The 20,413-nt window shown below is 71.6% G+C and carries 16 protein-coding genes; 5 read left to right on the top strand and 11 right to left on the bottom strand.

Features of this window, described 5'->3' with window-relative positions:
- Nucleotides 1-75 precede the first annotated feature (75 nt).
- From SAVERM_RS27705 to SAVERM_RS27720, 4 genes are all read left to right on the top strand, one after another.
- Nucleotides 76-1,491, top strand: coding sequence for a Cys-Gln thioester bond-forming surface protein (locus tag SAVERM_RS27705; RefSeq protein WP_010986769.1), 1,416 nt, complete (start codon nucleotides 76-78; stop codon nucleotides 1,489-1,491).
- 273 nt (nucleotides 1,492-1,764) lie between these two features.
- Nucleotides 1,765-3,429, top strand: a complete 1,665-nt coding sequence (gene ettA / locus SAVERM_RS27710; protein WP_078234517.1) for an energy-dependent translational throttle protein EttA — start codon at nucleotides 1,765-1,767, stop codon at nucleotides 3,427-3,429.
- A gap of 2 nt (nucleotides 3,430-3,431) precedes the next feature.
- Nucleotides 3,432-3,842 carry an acyl-CoA thioesterase gene (locus SAVERM_RS27715; RefSeq protein ID WP_010986771.1) on the top strand — a complete coding sequence of 137 codons (411 nt, stop codon included), beginning with the start codon at nucleotides 3,432-3,434 and terminating at the stop codon, nucleotides 3,840-3,842.
- Nucleotides 3,839-4,534, top strand: a complete 696-nt coding sequence (locus SAVERM_RS27720) for a DUF8185 domain-containing protein (RefSeq protein WP_010986772.1) — start codon at nucleotides 3,839-3,841, stop codon at nucleotides 4,532-4,534. The genes SAVERM_RS27715 and SAVERM_RS27720 overlap by 4 nt, the downstream gene beginning before the upstream one ends.
- Nucleotides 4,535-4,562: 28 nt before the next feature.
- Here SAVERM_RS27720 and SAVERM_RS27725 read toward each other — a convergent pair whose 3' ends face one another.
- Complete coding sequence (locus SAVERM_RS27725) at nucleotides 4,563-4,967, bottom strand: globin (protein WP_010986773.1); 405 nt, start codon at nucleotides 4,965-4,967, stop codon at nucleotides 4,563-4,565.
- Between the two features lie 151 nt (nucleotides 4,968-5,118).
- On the opposite strand from SAVERM_RS27725, the gene SAVERM_RS27730 reads away from it, so the two are divergent.
- Complete coding sequence (locus SAVERM_RS27730; RefSeq protein ID WP_010986774.1) at nucleotides 5,119-6,099, top strand: methyltransferase domain-containing protein; 981 nt, start codon at nucleotides 5,119-5,121, stop codon at nucleotides 6,097-6,099.
- Between the two features lie 33 nt (nucleotides 6,100-6,132).
- Here the strand turns inward: SAVERM_RS27730 and SAVERM_RS27735 are convergent, their stop codons facing one another.
- The 10 genes from SAVERM_RS27735 to SAVERM_RS27780 form a co-directional block, all read right to left on the bottom strand.
- The gene (locus tag SAVERM_RS27735; RefSeq protein WP_010986775.1) at nucleotides 6,133-7,578 is read right to left on the bottom strand and encodes an FHA domain-containing protein; all 1,446 of its coding nucleotides are present in this window, start codon (nucleotides 7,576-7,578) and stop codon (nucleotides 6,133-6,135) included.
- 105 nt (nucleotides 7,579-7,683) lie between these two features.
- Nucleotides 7,684-9,030, bottom strand: coding sequence for a vWA domain-containing protein (locus SAVERM_RS27740; protein WP_037651457.1), 1,347 nt, complete (start codon nucleotides 9,028-9,030; stop codon nucleotides 7,684-7,686).
- A gap of 156 nt (nucleotides 9,031-9,186) precedes the next feature.
- Nucleotides 9,187-10,530: a PP2C family protein-serine/threonine phosphatase gene (locus SAVERM_RS27745; protein ID WP_010986777.1), complete on the bottom strand. Its 1,344-nt coding sequence runs from the start codon at nucleotides 10,528-10,530 to the stop codon at nucleotides 9,187-9,189.
- Nucleotides 10,531-13,035, bottom strand: coding sequence for a serine/threonine-protein kinase (locus SAVERM_RS27750; protein WP_010986778.1), 2,505 nt, complete (start codon nucleotides 13,033-13,035; stop codon nucleotides 10,531-10,533).
- Nucleotides 13,036-13,054: 19 nt separating this feature from the next.
- Entirely contained in the window at nucleotides 13,055-14,380 is a 1,326-nt protein-coding gene (locus SAVERM_RS27755; protein WP_010986779.1) for a coiled-coil domain-containing protein, read from the bottom strand.
- Nucleotides 14,381-14,467: 87 nt separating this feature from the next.
- Complete coding sequence (locus SAVERM_RS27760) at nucleotides 14,468-15,475, bottom strand: glutamate ABC transporter substrate-binding protein (protein ID WP_010986780.1); 1,008 nt, start codon at nucleotides 15,473-15,475, stop codon at nucleotides 14,468-14,470.
- Between the two features lie 14 nt (nucleotides 15,476-15,489).
- A complete protein-coding gene (locus tag SAVERM_RS27765; RefSeq protein ID WP_010986781.1) occupies nucleotides 15,490-16,953 on the bottom strand; it encodes a hypothetical protein in 1,464 nt (487 codons plus the stop codon).
- A gap of 308 nt (nucleotides 16,954-17,261) precedes the next feature.
- Nucleotides 17,262-18,254 (bottom strand): N-acetylglucosamine kinase, encoded by a 993-nt coding sequence (locus tag SAVERM_RS27770; RefSeq protein WP_037651501.1) that lies wholly within the window; start codon nucleotides 18,252-18,254, stop codon nucleotides 17,262-17,264.
- Complete coding sequence (locus SAVERM_RS27775) at nucleotides 18,251-19,516, bottom strand: 6-phospho-beta-glucosidase (RefSeq protein ID WP_010986783.1); 1,266 nt, start codon at nucleotides 19,514-19,516, stop codon at nucleotides 18,251-18,253. The genes SAVERM_RS27770 and SAVERM_RS27775 overlap by 4 nt, the downstream gene beginning before the upstream one ends.
- 3 nt (nucleotides 19,517-19,519) lie before the next feature.
- Nucleotides 19,520-20,413, bottom strand: a complete 894-nt coding sequence (locus SAVERM_RS27780; protein WP_010986784.1) for a carbohydrate ABC transporter permease — start codon at nucleotides 20,411-20,413, stop codon at nucleotides 19,520-19,522.

A 20,413-nucleotide genomic window follows, 5' to 3' on the forward strand; every position in this document is an offset into this window, starting at 1 on the left:
AGCTCTCGGGGCTTCTGATTCTGCTGGCGGGACCACACCCCCCACGTCAACCGGTCCTGCTCGAAGGGGAATTCTGTGTCATTTGCGTTCTCTGCGTTCTCGGCGCTGTCCGTGCGTGGACGGGGGGCCGCCCGCCTCGCCGCCGCGACGCTGGTGTCCGGCCTCGTCGCCGCGGGTGCCCTGGTCACCGCGGGCCCGGCCGTCGCCGACTCGACACCGCAGAGCGGGGGCGGCGCGACCGCCACCATGGGCGGCCTCAAGACGTACGGGGACGCGGTGATCCACGACAACGGCGGGGACGAGCAGGTCTCCGCGGGCCTGTTCGAGATGGCCGTCGACGGTGGCGGCATGCTGCAGACGTACTGCATCGACATCCACAACCCGACACAGAAGGACGCCAGGTACCAGGAGACCCCCTGGAGCGGCACATCGCTGAGCGGCAACGAGAACGCGGGCAGGATCCGCTGGATCCTGCAGAACTCCTATCCGCAGGTGAACAACCTGACGGCGTTGGCGCGGCAGGCGGGCGCGAGCGGCCTCACCGAGCAGGACGCGGCGGCCGGAACGCAGGTGGCCATCTGGCGCTACTCGGACGGCGCCGACGTGGACGCGGTCGACCCCCAGGCGGAGAAGCTCGCGGACTACCTGGAGAAGGCCGCGCGGAATCTGGCGGAGCCCGCGGCTTCACTGACCCTGGACCCGCCCGCGGTCTCGGGGCATGCGGGCGAGCGCCTCGGCCCTGTCACGGTGCACACGAACGCGGACAGCGTGACGGTGACGCCGCCGGTGGACGCCACGGCGAACGGGGTGAAGATCGTCGGCAAGGACGGCAAGGCGATCACCTCCGCCGCCGACGGCAGGCCGATCTACTTCGACGTGCCCAAGGACGCCGCGGACGGCTCGGTCGCGCTGACGGTGCAGGCGTCGACCACCGTGCCGGTCGGCCGCGCCTTCGCCTCCGAGTCCCGCAGCCAGACCCAGATACTCGCGGGCTCGAGCGAGTCGACGGTCTCCGCGACCGCGACGGCGAACTGGGCGGTCAAGGGTGCGATACCCGCGCTGTCCGCGGTGAGGAACTGCGCCAAGGGCGGGGTCGACATCACGGCGGCCGACGAGGGCGACGAGGCGTTCACGTTCGAACTGATGGGGAGCGAGTACACCATCGAGGCGGGCAAGTCGCAGACGGTGACGATCCCGCTCCAGGAGGACCAGGCGTACGACTTCACCATCAAGGGGCCGGGCGGCTTCGAGGAGCGCTTCAAGGGAATCCTCGACTGCAAGACCGAGAGCGGCGCGGGCGGCGACGCGACCCAGACGCTCAGCGAACCCAGCCCGGCCACGGTGGGCGGCACGTCCACGGACACGAACCTGGCCGAGACGGGCAGCTCGAGCGCGACGCCGTTCATCGCGGGCACGGCGATAGCCCTGGTGGTCATCGGCGGCGCGGCACTCGTCCTCGTCCGCAACAAGAAGACATCGACGCAGGACTGAGCAGCACACAGCACCTTGGTAACTCAACAGCGAGTGACGGGCCGTGACGCCATGAGCAGGCTGCGTATCGACGACTCCGGGCCGTCCCCGGGCCGGGCGAGGGCGCTCGGCAGTGATCGACGGCGACAACCAGTGACAGAGCAGCTACCGGGGCGGTCGGCGAACGTCCAGGTCACGGACCCCTGACCGAACGGGTTTCCTTCGAGGGGTGGCAGTCAGGCAAGATGGGGTGTATCTGCCCACTGCCGATTTCAAGCGTCCGGACGGTTTCTCTTGGCTGAGTTCATTTACACCATGCGCAAGACGCGCAAGGCGCACGGCGACAAGGTGATTCTCGACGACGTCACCCTGAACTTCCTGCCGGGTGCGAAGATCGGTGTGGTCGGTCCGAACGGTGCCGGTAAGTCCACCGTTCTCAAGATCATGGCGGGCCTTGAGCAGCCCTCCAACGGTGACGCGTTCCTGTCGCCCGGCTACACGGTCGGCATGCTGCTCCAGGAGCCGCCGCTCGACGAGTCCAAGACCGTTCTGGAGAACGTCCAGGACGGCGCCGCCGAGATCATGGGCAAGCTCAAGCGCTTCAACGAGGTCGCCGAGCTGATGGCGACCGACTACTCGGACGCGCTCCTGGAGGAGATGGGCAAGCTCCAGGAGGACCTGGACCACGCCAACGCGTGGGACCTGGACGCTCAGCTGGAGCAGGCCATGGACGCCCTGGGCTGCCCGCCCGGCGACTGGCCGGTCACGAACCTCTCCGGTGGTGAGCGCCGCCGTGTCGCGCTGTGCAAGCTGCTGATCGAGGCCCCCGACCTGCTGCTCCTCGACGAGCCCACCAACCACCTGGACGCCGAGTCCGTGCAGTGGCTGGAGCAGCACCTCGCGAAGTACGACGGCACCGTCGTCGCCGTCACCCACGACCGGTACTTCCTCGACAACGTCGCGGGCTGGATCCTGGAGCTCGACCGTGGCCGCGCCATCGGCTACGAGGGCAACTACTCCGTCTACCTGGAGAAGAAGCAGTCCCGCCTCAAGGTCGAGGGCCAGAAGGACGCCAAGCGCGCCAAGCGGCTCAAGGAAGAGCTCGAGTGGGTGCGGTCCAACGCCAAGGGCCGGCAGGCCAAGTCCAAGGCGCGTCTGACCCGCTACGAGGAAATGGCCGCAGAGGCCGACAAGATGCGGAAGCTGGACTTCGAGGAGATCCAGATCCCGCCGGGCCCGCGCCTGGGCTCCATCGTGGTCGAGGTGAACAACCTCTCCAAGGCCTTCGGGGAGAAGGTTCTCATCGACGACCTCTCCTTCACGCTGCCGCGTAACGGCATCGTCGGTGTCATCGGCCCCAACGGTGCCGGCAAGACCACGCTCTTCAAGATGATCCAGGGCCTGGAGACCCCGGACACCGGCACGATCAAGGTCGGCGAAACCGTCAAGATCTCGTACGTCGACCAGAGCCGCGAGAACATCGACCCGAAGAAGTCCCTGTGGGCCGTGGTCTCGGACGAGCTGGACTACATCAATGTGGGCCAGGTCGAGATGCCCTCGCGTGCGTACGTCTCCGCCTTCGGCTTCAAGGGCCCGGACCAGCAGAAGCCGGCCGGTGTCCTCTCCGGTGGTGAGCGCAACCGCCTCAACCTGGCGCTGACCCTCAAGCAGGGCGGCAACCTGCTGCTCCTCGACGAGCCGACCAACGACCTCGACGTGGAGACGCTGTCCTCGCTCGAGAACGCGCTGCTCGAGTTCCCGGGCGCCGCGGTGGTCGTCTCCCACGACCGTTGGTTCCTCGACCGGGTCGCCACGCACATCCTCGCCTACGAGGGTGACTCCAAGTGGTTCTGGTTCGAGGGCAACTTCGAGTCGTACGAGAAGAACAAGGTCGAGCGGCTCGGCCCGGACGCCGCGCGTCCGCACCGCGCCACCTACAAGAAGCTGACTCGGGGCTGATCTTGCGGCACATCTACCGCTGCCCGCTGCGCTGGGCGGACATGGACGCGTACGGCCACGTCAACAACGCGGTCTTCCTCCGCTACCTGGAGGAAGCACGTATCGACTTCCTGTCTCCCCCCGGCAAGCAGTTCAAGCAGGGGTCCGTGGTGGCGCGCCACGAGATCGACTACAAGCGGCAGCTGGTCCACCGGCGCGAGCCGGTGGACATCGAGCTGTGGATCACGGAGATCCGAGCGGCGTCGTTCACGATCACCTATGAGGTCAAGGACGCGGATCAGCTCTACGTCCGGGCCGCGACGGTGGTCGTGCCGTTCGACTTCGAGGCGCAGCGGCCGCGCCGGATCACCGCCGAGGAACGGGAGTTCCTGGAGGAGTACCGGGACGACGTGACCGAGACCGTCGCGGCATGACCGTCCTGTACCTGGCCGACGAGGGGGAGGCGGCGGACCTCGCCGCCTTCCTCGCCCGGCTGATCCACTACGACCGCGGGGCGGCGGTGCGGCTTCAGGCGTCCGGGACCGCGCTGGCGGTCTTCGGACGGCCGCCGTCCTTCGACGTCCTCGCGATCCGGACGGCGCGGCTCGGCAAGCCGTACGAGGACGGCCTCGACGTCTCGCTCGATGTGACCGTCTCGGCCGGTGAACTCCTGGAGTCCATCGACGAGTCGGCGGCCACGGCCGTCGTGCCCGCCGCGGTCACCGGGCCGCCGTGGGCCGGACTGCTCCCGCCCCGGGGCGGCTGGCAGCCGGAGCCCGGACTGCCCGCGCCGGACGCGCTGCGGGCGACGGTGGCCGCCGCGGTGAGCGAATTCCGCTCCCGCACCCAGCAGTTGCCGCCCGAAGGACGTACCCGGGCCGAACTCGACCGGATCGGGCGGGAGATCTGGTCCCGGACGCTGGGCGACACACGCCTCCCGGTGCGGGCCGCGCACGCGGCTCAGTCGCTGGGTTTCCTACGCCCTGCACCGGGCGGCACGAGCACGCCCGACGAGGCGCCGCTCGGGCTTTTCTCGTCGGGCGCGTGGCTGCGGCTGCGTACGCCGTACGGATCGATCGCGGTCCGCAGGGCGGGCCTCGGCGCGCTGGACGTCAGCGTCCGCTGACCAGGCCGCACCAGGAGCGGGCCGGGCGTCAGCTCTCCGTGTTCACCATCGAGGCCGCGGCGTACGTCAGGTAGTTCCACAGCGTGTGCTCGTGCTCCTCGGAGAGGCCGAGCTCGTCGACGGCGACCCGCATGTGCTTGAGCCAGGCGTCGTGCGCGGCCCGGTCGACGGCGAAGGGGGCGTGGCGCATCCGCAGCCGGGGGTGGCCGCGCTGCTCGCTGTATGTCGTCGGGCCGCCCCAGTACTGGATCAGGAACAGCGTGAATCGCTCCTCGGCCGGACCCAGGTCCTCCTCGGGGTACATGGGCTTCAGCAGCGGGTCCCCGGCGACGCCCTCGTAGAAACGGTGGACAAGACGCCGGAAGGTCTCCTCGCCGCCGACCTGCTCGTAGAAGGTCTGCTCCTGAAGCGTGCCGCGCCGAATCTCATTCACCCGTCCATGGTCTCAGACGCGGTGACCGAGGACTGAAGGCTTAGGACCAGCGGTCTCAGGAGGGGAGAGGCGCACCCGGTCCGAGGCGCCGGTTCCGGATCCGTCGGGTGTGGCGCTCGCCTCACGGCGTCTGCCGCAGCACAGTGGAGACATGAGCGCGCACGCACTCGACCACGACCTGGAGGCCCTCGCCGCGTCGGCGCGGGCGGTACTTCTGCGCGAGATCGACGCGAGCGGGGCCTGGGATGCCGATCCGCGGTGGCGGGAGGCGTTCGAGACGGTCCCGCGCCACCTCTTCGTGCCGTACTACTACGCGGGCGCCGTCGGCGGCTACGAGCGCCTGTGGCGCGACAGCCCCGACCCGCGCGCCCGGGAGCGCTGGGTGCGCGGCGCGTACGCCGACGCCCCGCTGGCGACCCGGGTGCGCGACGGGGAGCTGGTGTCCTCCAGCAGTCAGCCCTCCCTGATGGCGAAGATGCTCGTCGAGTTGGACGTGCGGGACGGGGACGCCGTCCTGGAGATCGGTGCCGGCACCGGGTACAACGCGGCCCTGCTCGCCCACCGGCTCGGCGACGAGCAGGTCACCACCGTCGACCTCGACGCCGAGATCACCGAGTCGGCGCGGCAGCACCTGGCCGCCGCCGGACACCACCCGGCGGTCGTCACCGGCGACGGCGCGCGGGGAGTGCCCGCCCGCGCCCCCTTCGACCGGATCATCGCCACCTGCACGCTGACGTCGATCCCGCGCCCCTGGCTCGCCCAGTGCGTTCCCGGAGCCCGCATCCTGGCGCCGTTCGCGACCGGTCTGATCGCCCTGCGGGTACGGGACGCCGGGTACGCCACCGGGCACTTCCTGCACACGCCCGCCTACTTCGTACCGCTGCGCGGTGTCGTACGGCCCGAGCAGGAGCCCCCGAACCTGGGCGGGCTGCCGCGCCGGGCCAGGGGCCACGAGCTGTTCCGGTTCCTGCTGACCCTGACCGCCGGCCGCCTCGACCCGCAGGAGGCGTACACCCTGTGGGAGCGCGAGGGGCAGCCGGGGCGCGAGCGGTACGGGGTCACGGTCGGCGACGGGCGCTCCTGGGCCTGGCTGGACGACCCCGAAGGGCCGTACACCTGGCCACTGCCGTGAATTCCGTACGCCTGCGCGGACGAATGCCGCCGCTCAGCCCCGGCGAATCGTGATCGTCGTCCACGCCCCGACGTGCACCCGGTCCCCGTCCTGGAGCGGGATCGGCACGAAGGGCTGAATCGGTTCCTCGGCGCCGTTGACCGTGGTCCCGTTGGTGGAGTTCTGGTCGACGACCGCCCAGGAGCCGTCCGGCTGCTGGACCAGGACCGCGTGCTGGTGCGAGACGCCCGGGTCCTCCGGCGGCACCGACAGGTCGATGTCGGGGGTGTCGCCGGTGGAGTGACGGCGGCGGCCGATGCTGATCTGGTTGCCGGTGAGCGTGCGCTGCTGCTCCGGCGAGTACGCGGGCAGGTTCAGGCCCGCCGCCTCGGGGCCCGAGCGCTGCATCATCGCCATGAAGTAGTCACGGTCGGGGCCGATCGTCGCGCTCCAGGTCAGCGGCTGCTGCTGGTAGCCGGGGCCGGGGGGCGCCTGGGTGGAGCCGGGCTGCGGGTAGCCGTAGCCGCCGCCCTGAGCACCGCCGGGGCCACCAGGGGAGGACGACGACGGCGGGGAGATCACCCAGTCGTCGTCACCGCCGCCGAAGGACGGGCCGCCGGGCTGCCGGGGTACGGGCGGTTGCCCGGTCTCCTGCGGGAACGCGGGCGGAGCGGGCGGACCCGGCCGCTGGAACACGGGCGGCGGTCCGGCCTGCTGGAACGACGGCGGGGCACCGGGACCACCGGTGCTCTCAGGCCCACCGGGCGCACCCGGCCCACCGGGCGCACCCGGCCCACCGGGCGCACCCGGCCCACCGGGCCCGGGCGGCGGCGGGACGGGACGAGACGGGTCGCCGCCAAAAGCGGACGGACGCGAGGAATCCCCACCGAAAGCGGAAGGACGTGATGAATCGCCACCGTAGCCGGGAGGGCGCGACGGGTCACCGCCGAAGCCGGGCTGGCGCGAGGGGTCGCCGCCGAAGCCGGGCCGGCCGGACGGGCCCGAGGGGTCACCGCCGTACGGCGGGCCCGGCGGGATCGGCTCCGCGGGCCGGTTCATCTGCGACGGGCGCGAGCTCTGGTACTCGTACGGGTCCCCGCCGGGCCCGGTCGGCTGCCCGGGGCCGCCCTGCTGGAAGCGCGGCGCGGGATTGGGCGTCGACGGACGGGGGGCCGCCGGCGTGTACGAGGTGGCCGTGTTGGTGAGGAAGTTCCACCGGCACTCCTCGCAGAACGGCGCACCGCCCTCACGGGGCGTGCGGCACTGCGGGCACAGCTCCGGCTCGGGCCCCGAGGACAGGTGCGGGCGCCCCCCGGGCTGACCCCCGGGCTGGCCTCCCGCGCCCGGAGGCGGCGGAGGCGAGCCGGGCGGCGGATAGCCGTATCCGGAAGCCGGCGGTGGTGGCGGAGGCGGCGGGGGCACGGCACCTGCCATGCGGTGACCGCAGATCTCGCACCAGTCGTCGGAACCCGACTGGTGTCCGTTCGGGCAGGTCGGCATGTCGGCGCTTCCCCCTTTCCTGTTCCGGCCGTTATGGCCGGGTTTCTCCAACCCCTCGGGATGGCCCCAGGGGGTCGGGCTCGCTGCTGTCAGTGTCCCTCTAGGTCACTTCTTTACACGAACAGTCTTTGTGGACCGTGTTTCGAGGGTCATTTCGTCGGCCTCTTCCACCTTGGCCTTCAATCGCACAGTACCTGCCGCGGCATCGACCACGTCCACCACCTTCGCAAGCAGTTTCGCAGTATCCGTGTTCCCCGACGCACTGGCGAGTTGGACGGCCCGGCCCAGTTTGGCCGTTGCTCCGTCGACATCTCCCGATTTGCGGGCGTCCAAACCCTGCTGGATGACTTGCGCCAGTTCGGCCTGACCTGTGTAGTGCGCTACCTGGGGGTTGATCGACGTGGACGCCTCCATGTCGTCGGTCCAGACCGCCCGTACGAGCCCTTGCGCGCCGAGGTTCTGGGTGCTGCCGTCGCTCTGTGGGACGACCAGGGAGATCCGGCCGGCCAGCATCTCCTGGCCGAGGCCGGCGGCGGGCACCTCCACGCACACGTGGTAGTCGCGGGACTCGTCGCCCCAGGAGCCGGTGGGGTAGTCCCCGGCGCGCGGGCCCGCCTCGGTGCGACGGTCGGTCAACTCCTCGACCGTGGGGGCCACTTGCTTCACGAACTTGATGGCCGTGCCGACGGGTGTCCACAGCCGCAGCGCGACGTCCGCGACCTCCTTGCCCATGGCTGTTTCCATCATCCGCGTGAAGTCCTCGGACAGGGCGGCCGGGTCGGCGACGATGTCGGCGGTGCCGAGCAGCGCGGACGCGATCCCGGTGACCTCCTTGACCTCCCAGTCGGTGCCGACTCCACGCGCGTCACAGGTGAAACGTCCGGCACAGGCATCGAGTGCGGCCCTGAGGTCCTGGGGCGACTCGTGTTCGTTGCGGCCGTCGGTGAGCAGGATGCCGTGCCGTATCGACACGTCCGCCGAGGACAGCAGCCGGTCGGCGAGGCGCAGCCAGGTGCCGATCGCGGTGCCGCCCCCCGCGCTCAGCTTGCGCAGCGCCTGCTTGGCCTGGTCGCGGGTGCGCGCGTCGGCGACGGCGAGGCGTCCGCCGCCGGGGTAGACCTCCTTGGCCACATGGGTGCCGCCGATCACCGCGAAGTGCACGCCGTCCCGCAGGGTGTCGATGGCCGCGGCCGTCGCGTCACGGGCGTTGCGCATCTTGGTCGGCGGGTAGTCCATCGAGCCCGAACAGTCGACCATGACGGCCACGGCCGCGTCCGGGGCAGCTCCCGACGCGTACGGACGGGGAGCGGCCACCGCGCTCTTGGTCGTGCCGCCGCCGGTCGCTGTCACCGTGACGATGGCGTTGACCTCGCGGCCGCCCTCCGGCAGGTACTCGTTCTGATAGACGTCCACCGAGAACTGCGGCGCGTTCGACTTCGAGAAATTGGCCATGCCTTCTCTGATCCCCCTCAAGAACCCCATCGCTGTGAGGTGATGACTGGTGGCGGACCGGTCCCCTCCGGTCCTGGGGTCGACCCCCGTCGCTCCCCGAGCCGGCCCCCGCCGGCCGGGAAAGCACCGTCGCGGCCCCTCAGGCGGATCCGTCCCTCAGGCGGATCCTGCCCCCTGCGGCGGGGCCGGGAACGGGAGGACGGCCACTGTTACGTTGTCGTGGCCCCCGCCGTCCAGGGCGTGGCCCACAAGCACCTGGGCGCTGTGCAGCGGCCTCAGCGCGGCGTCGAGGGGCACGATCTCCGCCATCTCCTCGGCGGCCTCCGCGTAGTTCCACAGCCCGTCGGTGCACACCACCACCACGCCCGGCCGGTCCGGCTTGAAGGAAGCGGTGTGCGGCTCCAGTTCGTACGCGTCCGCGCCGAGCCAGCCCGTGATGGCGTGGGCGCGCTCGTCCGCGTACGCCTCCGCCTCGCTCATCAGACCGGCGGCGACCATCTGCGCGGCCCACGAGTCGTCCTCGGTGAGCCGGACCGGCGGGAGCGCCCGGTCCACCGGGATCCAGTACACGCGGCTGTCGCCGACCCAGCCGACGACCAGCAGACTCGTGGTGACGACGGCGCCGACGAGCGTGCAGGCGGGCGCGTTCTGGTGCGGGGAGTGCTCCTGGGCCGTCTCCGGTTCCGTGGCCAGGGAGTTGACGGCGTGCGACGCGGCGATGATCGCCTCGTGCATGGCCTGCTGCGGATGGGTGCCGCGGGGCAGGGCGGCCAGCAGCGACTCGCCCGCGGCGCGGGAGGCGGCGAGGGACGCCTCGTCGGGGCGGGTCGCCGAGGAGACCCCGTCGCAGACGACCGCCACGACGGCGGGGGAGCCGTCGGGCAGGGCGGTCGAGGAGACCGCGAACGCGTCCTCGTTGCGGTGGTGGCGCAGGCCGCGGTCGCTGACGGCGGCGACCGCGTCCAACTCCTGCTCCATGTGGTCGCGTTCGCGTGGCTGTGCGTGGCCGCAGTTCTCGCAGTAGCCGTCGCTGTCGACATGGCCCGCGCGGCAGGCCACGCAGAGCTTGGTGCCGGCCGGGGGAGTGGGCAAGTCGGCCGTCCGTGGGTCGGCGGCAGGGCGGGGCGCTGCCAGTGGATAGTCGTCGGGCTCGGCGGGCCGGTCGAACCGTACCCCCGTCGAACCGCTCATGGCGGGTTTCCCGGCGGGCAGTTCGGAGCCGCCGGAGTCCGTGCCCGGCAGGTCGGTGGGCAGATGCACCGCGGCAGGCGCGTGGGAGCCGTCCACCTCGGGAGCGATGGGCCAGTCCACGGACGCGACCTGTGAAGGGGGCCGCGGCGTCGCGCCGTTCATGGTGAGCGTGGGCGTGTCCTGCGGCGGCACGGGCACCGCCGAGAGGTCGTACCCGCACGCACCGCAGAAACGGTCACCGGACTCGAGGGGCTCCGCGCAACTGGGGCACCTCGAAAGAGCCGTCGGCTGAGGCATCTGCGACATCAATCACACCCACGTCCGGGGGCGGTAGCGGTTGGCACGCTCCACCAGGTCGATCCTTTCCTCGCCGCCCTGCGCCAGCCGGGCCAGCGTCCGGTACGAGCGCTCCAGGCCGAAGCGGAGGCCGCGCTCGTCCAGTTCATTGCCGAGCAGTGCGCGTCCGCCGTCCGGAGGCGGAGCGGAACCCTGGCTACCGGAGAGTACCCAGTCCAGCGCGCAGCCAAGGACCTCTGTGGACAACTGCTCACGGCGCACCGCGTCCAGACCGTAGCCGTTCAGCGCCTCGACCTGCCCGGCGGCGGCGCCGAGGTCGTCCAGGAAGGACGCTTCCGGCGCTTCGTTCGTACGGTGTCTCAGGCGCGCCCGTACGGCGGCCACGCGGGCCGCGGTGTAGTGGATCGACGACTCGGGCACCGACTCCAGCGTCCGTACGGCACCGCGCCGGTCGCCGGCCGCGAGCTGGACGCGGGCCAGGCCGAACGCCGAACCGACATAGCTCGGGTCGGTCGTCCACACCAGACGGTAGTACTCGGCGGCGTTGTCCAGCTGGCCGAGCACCTCCGCGCACAGCCCGAGGGCCAGCTTGGGGGCCGGCTCACCCGGGAAGGCGTCGTAGATCGCGTCGAAGGAGAGCGCGCCGACCTCGTGGTCGCCGGTGACGAGCGCGGCCACACCGCGGTACCAGACGACCCGCCAGTCGTCGGGCCGCTCGTCCTCCAGCTTCGCGAGGACCTCCAGCGCCGTGTGCGAGTCGCCGTTCTCCAGCCGGGCGCGGATCTGGCGCAGCCGGGTCTCGACGGAGGGCGAGGGGGCGTTGCCGAGCGCCGCGACGAGCTCCAGCGGGCCGGACGTCATGAGCCCGGCGAGGAACCCGGCGTTGGGGTCACCGGGGTCGACCCGGGGGACCGGCAGCGCGAGGGCGGCGGCGGCCGTGTCGAGGGGCTTGACGAGGGTGCGCGTGCCGCGGCCCGGGACGACACCCGACGCCGTACTCGCCGCCCGGCCCCGCTTTCCGACCGGCACCACGCGCGCCCCCAGCCGCGACACGTCCCCCTCCAGCTCCGCGAACAACACCGTGTCCGTGACCTTGGTCTCGGGCCCGAACAGGGTCGACAGGGCCGGCCGGGCGCGGCCCGTCTGCAGGGACACGACCTCCCTCAGCACACCCGTCAGCTGCTCCGTCATCTCCTGCGCGGAGGCGAACCGGCGGACCGGGTCCGGGTCGGTGGCGCGGACCAGCAGCCGGTAGAACGACTCGTACTGGCGGAAGACCTCGATGTGGTCCGGGTCCGGCAGCGAGTCCACGAAGACGTTCGTGTACCCCTGGAAGTCGAAGGTCAGTACGGCGAGGGTGCGGGCGACCGTGTACAGGTCGCTGGCGACCGACGGGCCGACGTCCGCGACCTCCGGCGCCTGGTAGCCCACCGTGCCGTAGATGGCCGACTCCTCGTCGTCCATCCGGCGCACCGCGCCCATGTCGATCAGCTTCAGCTGGTTCTCGGTCTGGATCGCGTTGTCGACCTTGAAGTCGCAGTACAGCAGGTTGCGGCTGTGCAGGTGTCCGAGCGCTTCGAGCGCCTCGATGCCGTACGCGCACGCCTGCTCCACCGGCAGCGGGTCCCGCTTCCCGGTGGGCGTACGGCGGTCGTTGGCGATCTCCTTGAGGGACTTGCCGCCGACGTACTCCATGACGATGTAGCCGTCGAGCGAGCCGGTGCGCTGGTCCAGGTGTTCCACGAAGTTGTAGATCCGCACGATGTTGGCGTGCTCGATCTCCGCGAGGAAACGCCGCTCGGAGATCGCCGCCGCCATCGCGTCCTGGTCACCGGTGTCCAGCAGGCCCTTCAGCACGACCCAGCGGTCGGACACGGCACGGTCCACGGCGAGATAGACCCAGCCGAGGCCGCCGTGCGCGAGACAGCCCACGACCTCGTACTGGCCGTGCACCACGTCACCCGTGTGCAGCTTCGGCACGAACGAATACGGGTGACCGCACTTCGTGCAGAACCCCTCCGTGCGCCCCGGATGCTCGCCGCGCGCCCGCCCCACCGGCGCCCCGCAGTCGGAGCGCGAGCAGAACCGCTTGCGCTCGGGCACCTCCGGGTTCTCCAGCACCATCGCGCGCGGATCGGGCCGCGGCACGTCCGGCACCTGCACCAGGCCCATGCCGAGCCGGCTGCGCCCGGAGGTCCCGGCGGTCGAACCCGAGCTGCGTACCGACACCGAGCGGCCGGACGTCTTCCCCGACAGGGCACGCGACAGCCGACCCGACACCGAGCGCCGGGACTGCGAGGAACGCGAGGACGCCCGGGAGCTGGCGCGGGAACTGCTCCCCGAACCCCGGGAGCCCCGGCCACCGCCGGTGATCCCCGTCGCCGGCGAACCGACCATGCCGCCCGCCGCGACGACCGGCGCCAGCCCGCACATGTCGCAGTACAGCTCGCCGCCGCCCACGTCCTCGTACGACCCCGTGCAACCGGGGCGCTGGCACTTCTGCTGCGCCTCACTCACGCCGCACCACCTCCACCGCTCACGCGACGGGCCCCCTCCGGTCGGTCGGACCGCCCTGGTCGGGCACCCGCGGACTCAACAGGTCGGCGGCCGCCCGCTGATAGCGGAGCACCGCCTCCTCGGCGACCCGCAGGTCGCAGGGCGCGCTCCACAGCATGCGGCGGGCCGCGTCGTACCGCTCGATCAGCAGCGGGTCCTCCGCGAAGCCGAGCCGGGCGACCTTCGCCTTGTACGCGTCGAGGCGGCCGCGCAGCTCCGCACGGACCGCCAGAGGCGCGGTGACGGCGGTCAACGACTCGCGGGCGCGCAGCAGTTCGTCCTCCGCCCGCTGCTCCAGCGACTCCAGGAGCGGCGACAGACGGTGCCACTGGGCGTGTCTGCGGTACTCGGCGGCCGTCTGCAACTGCTCCTGAAGCGCGGTCGGCGGACCGCTGACCGCGGGCACCTCCGACGCGGCGATCTTCGCCAGCACCTCGCCGCGTGCACTGCGCGCCTCCGCGAGGGTGCGGTCCGCGCGGCTGAGGACGTCCCGCAGCCTGACGAGCCGCGCCTCCGCGTCCTGCCGGACGGTGAGCACGGCGTCGATCTCCCGGCGCACGTCCTCCAGGGCGCGCGCCTCGCGGTCGTACGTCGTCGTGTCCGGACGTCCGCCGCCGGGCGCCGAACTCCCCGGCGCCGGAACCCAGTACGTCAGCGGGTCGGAGATGACCTCCTCGCGCAGCCGGGTCAGCGTGCGGGTGATCCGCTCCAGGTCGTCGCCCGCCGGGTGCTCGCCGGGGCGCACGCCCACCGAGTGCGCGAGTCGCCGGGTGCGCTGCAACTCCGCGGCCAGTAAATCGATCCGCGCGGGCAGCGCCGACCACACCGCGTCGGCGGCGACGACCATGTCCAGCGACGATGCGTACAGCTCGTTCATCCGGTCCACGAGCGCCGCCAGCGTGAACTGCTCGCTGAGCTTGCCGGTGCCCGCGAGTGTCGGCGCGTTCGCCGTCGCCGTCGTGCTGCCCGCCACCGTGACGGTCGCGCCGCGCAGGATCCCGGTCAGCTCGACCAGGTCCTCACGGCTCGACCAGCGCCGGCGCGAACGGATGTCGCGCGCCGAGCGCAGCGCGTCCGAGTACGCGTCGAAGTACGCCCACAGCAAGGTGATCGACGCCTCGGCGGCCGTCCAGCGCTCCTTGGTCGTGCCCGTGAGCTCGGCGCCTTCGAGGAGTCTGCGGCCCGCGTGGTCCTGGAGGGCGAGGAGCGAGGTCTCGATGGCCTCGTGCTCCGCACCGAGCCGCGCCAGCGCACGGTCCACCTCGTCCCGGTCCAGCACCGGCTCGGGGGGTCCCGTGACGCCCATCGATCACCTCTCGCTCTCGGTCGTTCCCTGCGCGCCTGTCCGGTGCGCCCGGGTAACTCTCGGGTGGTATCAGGTCGGTTGCTTCTTCTAGGAGGCGGGCGGTTTCGACGGTCCCGAGTTCTTCCCCAGGGTCGGGGACAGCCAGGTGTCGTACGAGGCCTGCCAGCCGCTCCTGCGGTAGTCCACGAGTACCTGGTTGACCCGGCGTACCAGATCCTTGGCGTCCAGTTTCATCGCCACGCCGTAGTACTCGTCGGTGAAGGCGGCGCCCTTGAGCTCGACCGTCGGGTCCTGCGCGGCCTGGCTCGCGGCGAGCGCGCCGTCGGTCACCACCGCGTCGACCTGGCCGAGCTGGAGCCTTACGAGGCAGTCGAGTTGATTGGGGACGGGTTCGGACATGCGGGCGGACACGACGAGCCTGCCCGCCTTCCGGTCGGCGGTCAGCGTGTCGAACGCCGTCGAACTCGCCGCCGTGCAGATCCTCTTGTGCGCGAGCGACTTGTCGTACCCCGTGATGCCGGACTTCTTCGGGGCCAGGACCTGCTGGCCCGTGCGGAAGTAGGGGTCGGAGAACGCCACGTCCGCCAGCCGCTTGCAGGTGATCGTCATGGTGCGTACCACCATGTCGACCTGCCCACTCCTGATCGCTTCGATGCGCTGGTTGGTGGGGATGGCGTGGAACCGGACGTCGGCGTTCGGCTTGCCGAGGATCTCGTCCGCGATCCGGTGGGCGAGGTCGATGTCGAAGCCCTCGAGGTCGCTGCCCTTCTTGGTGCTGTTCGGGTCGCGGTAGCCCCAGCGGTAGCTGTTCTGGTCGACACCGACCGACAGATAGCCGCGCTTCTTGATGGCCTTGATCGCCGCGCCGCTCTCGTCGTTCGAGGCCGGCGGGCTCTTGCGCTCGGGGTGGTCGCAGGTCTCGTCCCTCACCTGCGTGCCCTCGGCCACGCCCTGGCCGCCGACGCCCGCACCGCCTTCCCCGCTCGCACGGGTGAGCGGCAGCAGGACGAAGACGGCGGTGAGGAGGCAGGCGACGGCCATCGCCCCTACGCCGCCCCAGCCCTTCAGGCTCGCCCTCAGGCGTCGTGCGGTCATCGCGGCTCCCCCTCTCACCGGTACTCCGAAAGCCTGCGCCCGATGCCCAGCACCGCGCCCGCCGCGCCCAGCACGGCCAGCACCGCGGCGCCCACCGAGAGCCCGGTCATCGCGTCCCGGCCGTCGCCCGCCGCCTGCTTGAACTCGGTCTCCTCGTGGGCGAGGGCCAGCTCCAGGTTGTGGTCGACGCCGTCGAAGCACTCGCCCGTCGGCTTGTCCGCCTTGGAGCCGATGACCTTGTCCAGCGCGGCCTGGTAGTTGCCGGAGTCGTCGGCCGCGCGCGCTTCCCGGTGGCGCGACTGCCACTCCTCCATGTTCCCGGTGGCGGCCGTCACGGGCTGCCCGCCCGCCTGGTCGTCGGCCAGCGACTTCGCCTCGGCGAGGCCCGCGGAGAGCTTCTTCATGTCCTGCTTGAAGTTGTAGTCGAAGACGTCCTCGACGCTCTCGTCGGGCAGGGTCTTGGTCTCGGCGCCGCGGCTGACCAGGGTCAGGTTCTCGTTGCCCCGCGCGTTCAGCGACGCGATCCGGGCGTCGTGCAGCACGTTGAGCGAGCGCACTCCGTGGTCGTACGACGAGTCGAGGCCGGCGCGCGCGACGGTGTGTCCGACGACCAGCCAGAGCAGGACCACCGCGGAGGCGGCCGTGGCGGCGACCAGGCCCTGGTTCAGCACCCGGTTCGTACGCCGGTAGTTGCGGCGCTGGGCCCAGCCGAGCGCGGCGAGAGCGAGGACGCCGAGGCCCATCGCGGCCCACGGGTACGGCGTCGCGCTGTCGTAGTCCGAGCGCAGCCGCTGGTTCTCCTTGGTGTAGAGATCCTGCGCGGCCGGCAGCATCTTCTGCTGCATCGTGTCGTTCGCGTACCGCAGATAGGCCCCGCCCAGCGGGAAGCCCTGCCGGTTGTTGGCGCGGGCCCGCTCGATCAGGCCCTTGTACTCGGGCAGCAGTTTGTTGAGCTTGGCGATGGTGTCCGCGGAGGGCGAGCCCGGCTCGGAGTTGGCGGCGGCGACGACCAGCTTGTCGGCGGCCGTCCTGATGTCGTCCTCGAAGCGCGTGCGGGAGCCCGCCGGCTCCTCGCCGCCCGCGAGGAAGCCGCTGGACGCGGTCGTGTTGGCGTCGGCGAGCGAGCGGTAGATGTCCGCCGCGCCCGCGCTCAGCGGCTGGCTGCTGTGCAGCACGTCGTCCGCGGCGGCCGAGCGGTCGGTCATCTGCCAGGCGGTGACCGCGCCGAACGCGACCACGAGCAGGGCCAGGACGGCGCCGATGAGGCGCAGCCGGCCGGGCTCGGTCGTCGCGGCGGCCCGCAGCTGGTCGACGCCCTCCGCCCAGGCCGTGCGGCGGGGCGGGGCGGGGTCGGGGCGGCCCTGTGACGCACGCGCGCCGGGCGCTTCCCGCGCGCCGGGCACGCCGGACCGCGGCAGGGCCGGCGTCGTCGGTGCGGCCTGGGCCGGTGGCGCGCTGCCTTTCTGCGGGTGTGTCACTTGACCTCCCCCATGGTCATCCGCCGGTCACCCCCGCCCGGTGCCGCGGGGGCACGGACAGAGGTGCACGGCCGCAAGTATCGCCGCCGGGACTGACATCCGCACAGGCCTTCACACGATCTTGTTCGGATCGCGGCGCGGTCGTGCGGATTCCGGCGCACGGCAGTACTCCCCGCGCCATCCTCCGGTCATGAATACGCGACCCTGTATCTGTTCGGTTCCCGTACGAACGGGGAGGTTCACGCCCTCATGTCCCGCCCGCCCCGCCCGCCCCGCCCGCCCCGCATGCACCTCACGCCCCTACGCCCCTACGCTCCTTCGTAGTGTGCCCGTACGCGCGCGTGGACCTCCTCCGGGGCGTGCACGTGGTCGAGGCCCAGCAGGGCCGCGCCGAGGACCGGCCCTGCGGTGACCACCCGGGGTACCGCCTTGGGGGCGCGGGCCGCCAGCAGGTCCCTTATCCGGTCGTCGAGTTGGGGGTGGCGGGCCGCGAGGACGCTGCCGCCGAGCAGCACGGGGGTCTCCTCCGCGAGCAGGTCGAGGCGGGTCAGGGCGACCACGGCCATCGCCACCACCTCGTCCGCCAGCCGGTCGACGACGGCCCGCGCCACCGGGTCGCCGTCGCGAGCCGTGGCGAACAGGACGGGTGTCAGCTCATGGCGCCGGGAGTGCTCGATGTGCTCCAGGTGGAGCGCCTCGATCAGCGCGTACATCGACTCCAGGCCGAAGTGCGCGGGGAGCGTACGGGCCAGGGCCGTCGGGCCGCCCCGCCCGTCCTCCGCCCGCGCCGCATGCCACAGGGCCTCCTCCGCCAGGGCCCAGCCGCCGCCCCAGTCGCCGGAGATGCGGCCGATGGCCGGGAAACGCGCGGTGCGGCCGTCGGGGCGCATGCCCACGCAGTTGATGCCCGCGCCGCACACCACCGCGACCCCGTGCGGCTCGGCGACGCCCGCCCGCAGGATCGCGAAGGTGTCATTGCGCACCTCCACACTCGTGCCCCACGCGCGCGCGTGCAGGGCGGCCGCCAACTGCTTCTCCTCGACGGGGAGATCGGCGTTCGCCAGACACGCCGAGACATGCGTGACCGAGGTGACGCCGGCCGCGGCGAAGGCCCGGCCCACCGCGTCGGCGACCACGTCCACCGCCGTCTCCACCCCCACCGCCGGGGGACGGAACCCGCCGCCGCGCGCGGCGCCGACGACCGTGCCGTCGGCGGCCACGACCGCGACGTCGGTCTTGCTGTTCCCCGCGTCGATCGCGAGCACGCTCGCTCCGTCGAGGGCGGGGACGTCTGTGCTCACGCCCACGCGAGGTGCTCCCGGTTGTGCGCGATCAGCCGGTCGGTGAGGGCGTCGGCGTACCCGTACTGGCCGATCAGCGGGTGCGCGAGCAGCGCCCGGAACACCCGGTCGCGTCCGCCGCGCAGCGCGGCCTCAAGGGCCAGGTCCTCGTACGCCGTGACGTTCGCCATCAGCCCCGCGTACAGCGGGTCCACCGGCGGCACCGGCAGCGGGGTGGGGCCGTGCGGGCCGACCGCGGCCTGCACCTCGATCACCGCGTCGTCGGGCAGGAAGGGCAACGTGCCCTTGTTGTAGGCGTTCACCACCTGGTACGGGCTGCCTCCCCCGCCCAGCAGCGAGGCCGCGAGGTCCACGGCCGCCTCCGAGTAGTACGCGCCACCCCGCTCGGCCAGCAGCGCCGGCTTCTCGTCGAGCGCGGGGTCGCCGTACATCTCCAGCAACCGCCGCTCCATCCGCGCGACCTCCGCGGCCCGCGAGGGTTTGGTCCCGAGCTCTCGTACGACCTCGTCGTGCGCGTAGAAGTAGCGCAGGTAGTACGAGGGGACGACGCCGAGCCGGTCGACGATGCTGCGCGGCAGGCGCAGGTCGCCCGCGACGGCGTCACCGTGCTCGGCGAGCAGCTTGGGCAGGACGTTCTCGCCCTCGGGGCCGCCCAGGCGCACCCCGGTCTCCCAGGTGAGGTGGTTGAGGCCGACGTGGTCGAGGTGGACGTCGGCGGGGGCGACGCCGAGCAGCCCGGCGAACTTCCGCTGGAAGCCGATCGCCACGTTGCACAGCCCGACGGCCTTGTGACCGGCCTGGAGCAGGGCGCGCGTCACGATCCCCACCGGATTGGTGAAATCGATGATCCAGGCGTCCGGGTTGGCGCGGCGGACGCGCTCGGCGATGTCCAGCACCACCGGCACCGTGCGCAGCGCCTTGGCGAGACCGCCCGCGCCCGTCGTCTCCTGGCCGACGCAGCCGCACTCCAGCGGCCAGGTCTCGTCCTGCTCGCGTGCGGCCTGTCCGCCCACGCGCAGCTGGAGCAGCACCGCGTCGGCGCCCTCGACGCCCGCGTCCAGGTCGGACGTGGTGACGATCCTGCCGTCGTGGCCCTGCCTGGCGAAGATGCGCCGGGCGAGGCCGCCCACCAGTTCGAGGCGGTCGGCGGCCGGGTCGACGAGGACCAGTTCCTCGACGGGCAGCGTGTCCCGCAACCGGGCGAAGCCGTCGATGAGTTCGGGGGTGTACGTGGACCCCCCGCCCACAACTGCCAGTTTCATACGTCAGCCCTTCACTCCGGTGAGCGTGACACCCTCGACGAACGCCTTCTGCGCGAAGAAGAACACGAGGATCACGGGGGCCATGACCAGGACGGTCGCGGCCATGGTGAGATTCCAGTCGGTGTGGTGCGCGCCCTTGAACGACTCCAGGCCGTAACTCAACGTCCAGGCGCCCGGGTTCTCGGACGCGTAGATCTGCGGGCCGAAGTAGTCGTTCCAGGCGTAGAAGAACTGGAAGAGCGCGACGGCCGCGATGCCCGGCCTCGCCATCGGCAGGACGACCTTCAGGAGGGTCCTGAGGTCCCCGCAGCCGTCGACCTTCGCCGCGTCGAGGTACTCGTTCGGGATGGTCATCAGGAACTGGCGGAGCAGGAAGATGGAGAACGCGTCCCCGAACGCCATCGGGATGATCAGCGGCCACAGCGTGCCCGACAGATCCAGCTGCTTCGCCCAGAACAGGTACATCGGGATGATGATCACCTGGGGCGGCAGCATCATCATCGAGATGACCAGCATCAGCGACAGATTCCGCCCGCGGAAGCGGAACTTGGCGAGCGCGTACGCCACGGGGATCGACGACACGACCGTGATGACGGTGCCGGCACCGGCGTACAGGAGTGTGTTCTTCCACCAGGTCAGGAAGCCCGGGGTGTCGAACACCTTCCGGTAGTTGCCCCACTGCCAGGTGTGCGGGATCAGATCGCGGCTGAGCGCCTGGGTGTCGCTCATCAGCGAGGTCAGGAACACGAACACGAAGGGGAGGACGAAGAAGAGGGCCGCCGCCACGCCCAGCGAGTGGACCGCGACCCACTCCAGCAGGGCCCGGCGCCGGGCGGTGCGCTCGGCCGGGGAGACCGTTGTCGTCAACTCCACCGGCTTGTCCAGCACTTGGGTCAT

It is taken from the genome of Streptomyces avermitilis MA-4680 = NBRC 14893 (assembly GCF_000009765.2).
In the GTDB taxonomy this organism is placed as follows: domain Bacteria; phylum Actinomycetota; class Actinomycetes; order Streptomycetales; family Streptomycetaceae; genus Streptomyces; species Streptomyces avermitilis.

Excerpts from the sequence above, each read along its gene's own strand:
- SAVERM_RS27755 (WP_010986779.1), bottom strand. The coding sequence starts at position 14,380 with ATGGGCGTCACGGGACCCCCCGAGCCGGTGCTGGACCGGGACGAGGTG.
- SAVERM_RS27760 (WP_010986780.1), bottom strand. The coding sequence starts at position 15,475 with ATGACCGCACGACGCCTGAGGGCGAGCCTGAAGGGCTGGGGCGGCGTA.
- SAVERM_RS27775 (WP_010986783.1), bottom strand. The coding sequence starts at position 19,516 with ATGAAACTGGCAGTTGTGGGCGGGGGGTCCACGTACACCCCCGAACTC.
- SAVERM_RS27735 (WP_010986775.1), bottom strand. The coding sequence starts at position 7,578 with ATGCCGACCTGCCCGAACGGACACCAGTCGGGTTCCGACGACTGGTGC.
- SAVERM_RS27720 (WP_010986772.1), top strand. The coding sequence starts at position 3,839 with ATGACCGTCCTGTACCTGGCCGACGAGGGGGAGGCGGCGGACCTCGCC.
- SAVERM_RS27730 (WP_010986774.1), top strand. The coding sequence starts at position 5,119 with ATGAGCGCGCACGCACTCGACCACGACCTGGAGGCCCTCGCCGCGTCG.
- SAVERM_RS27780 (WP_010986784.1), bottom strand. The coding sequence starts at position 20,413 with ATGACCCAAGTGCTGGACAAGCCGGTGGAGTTGACGACAACGGTCTCC.
- SAVERM_RS27740 (WP_037651457.1), bottom strand. The coding sequence starts at position 9,030 with ATGGCCAATTTCTCGAAGTCGAACGCGCCGCAGTTCTCGGTGGACGTC.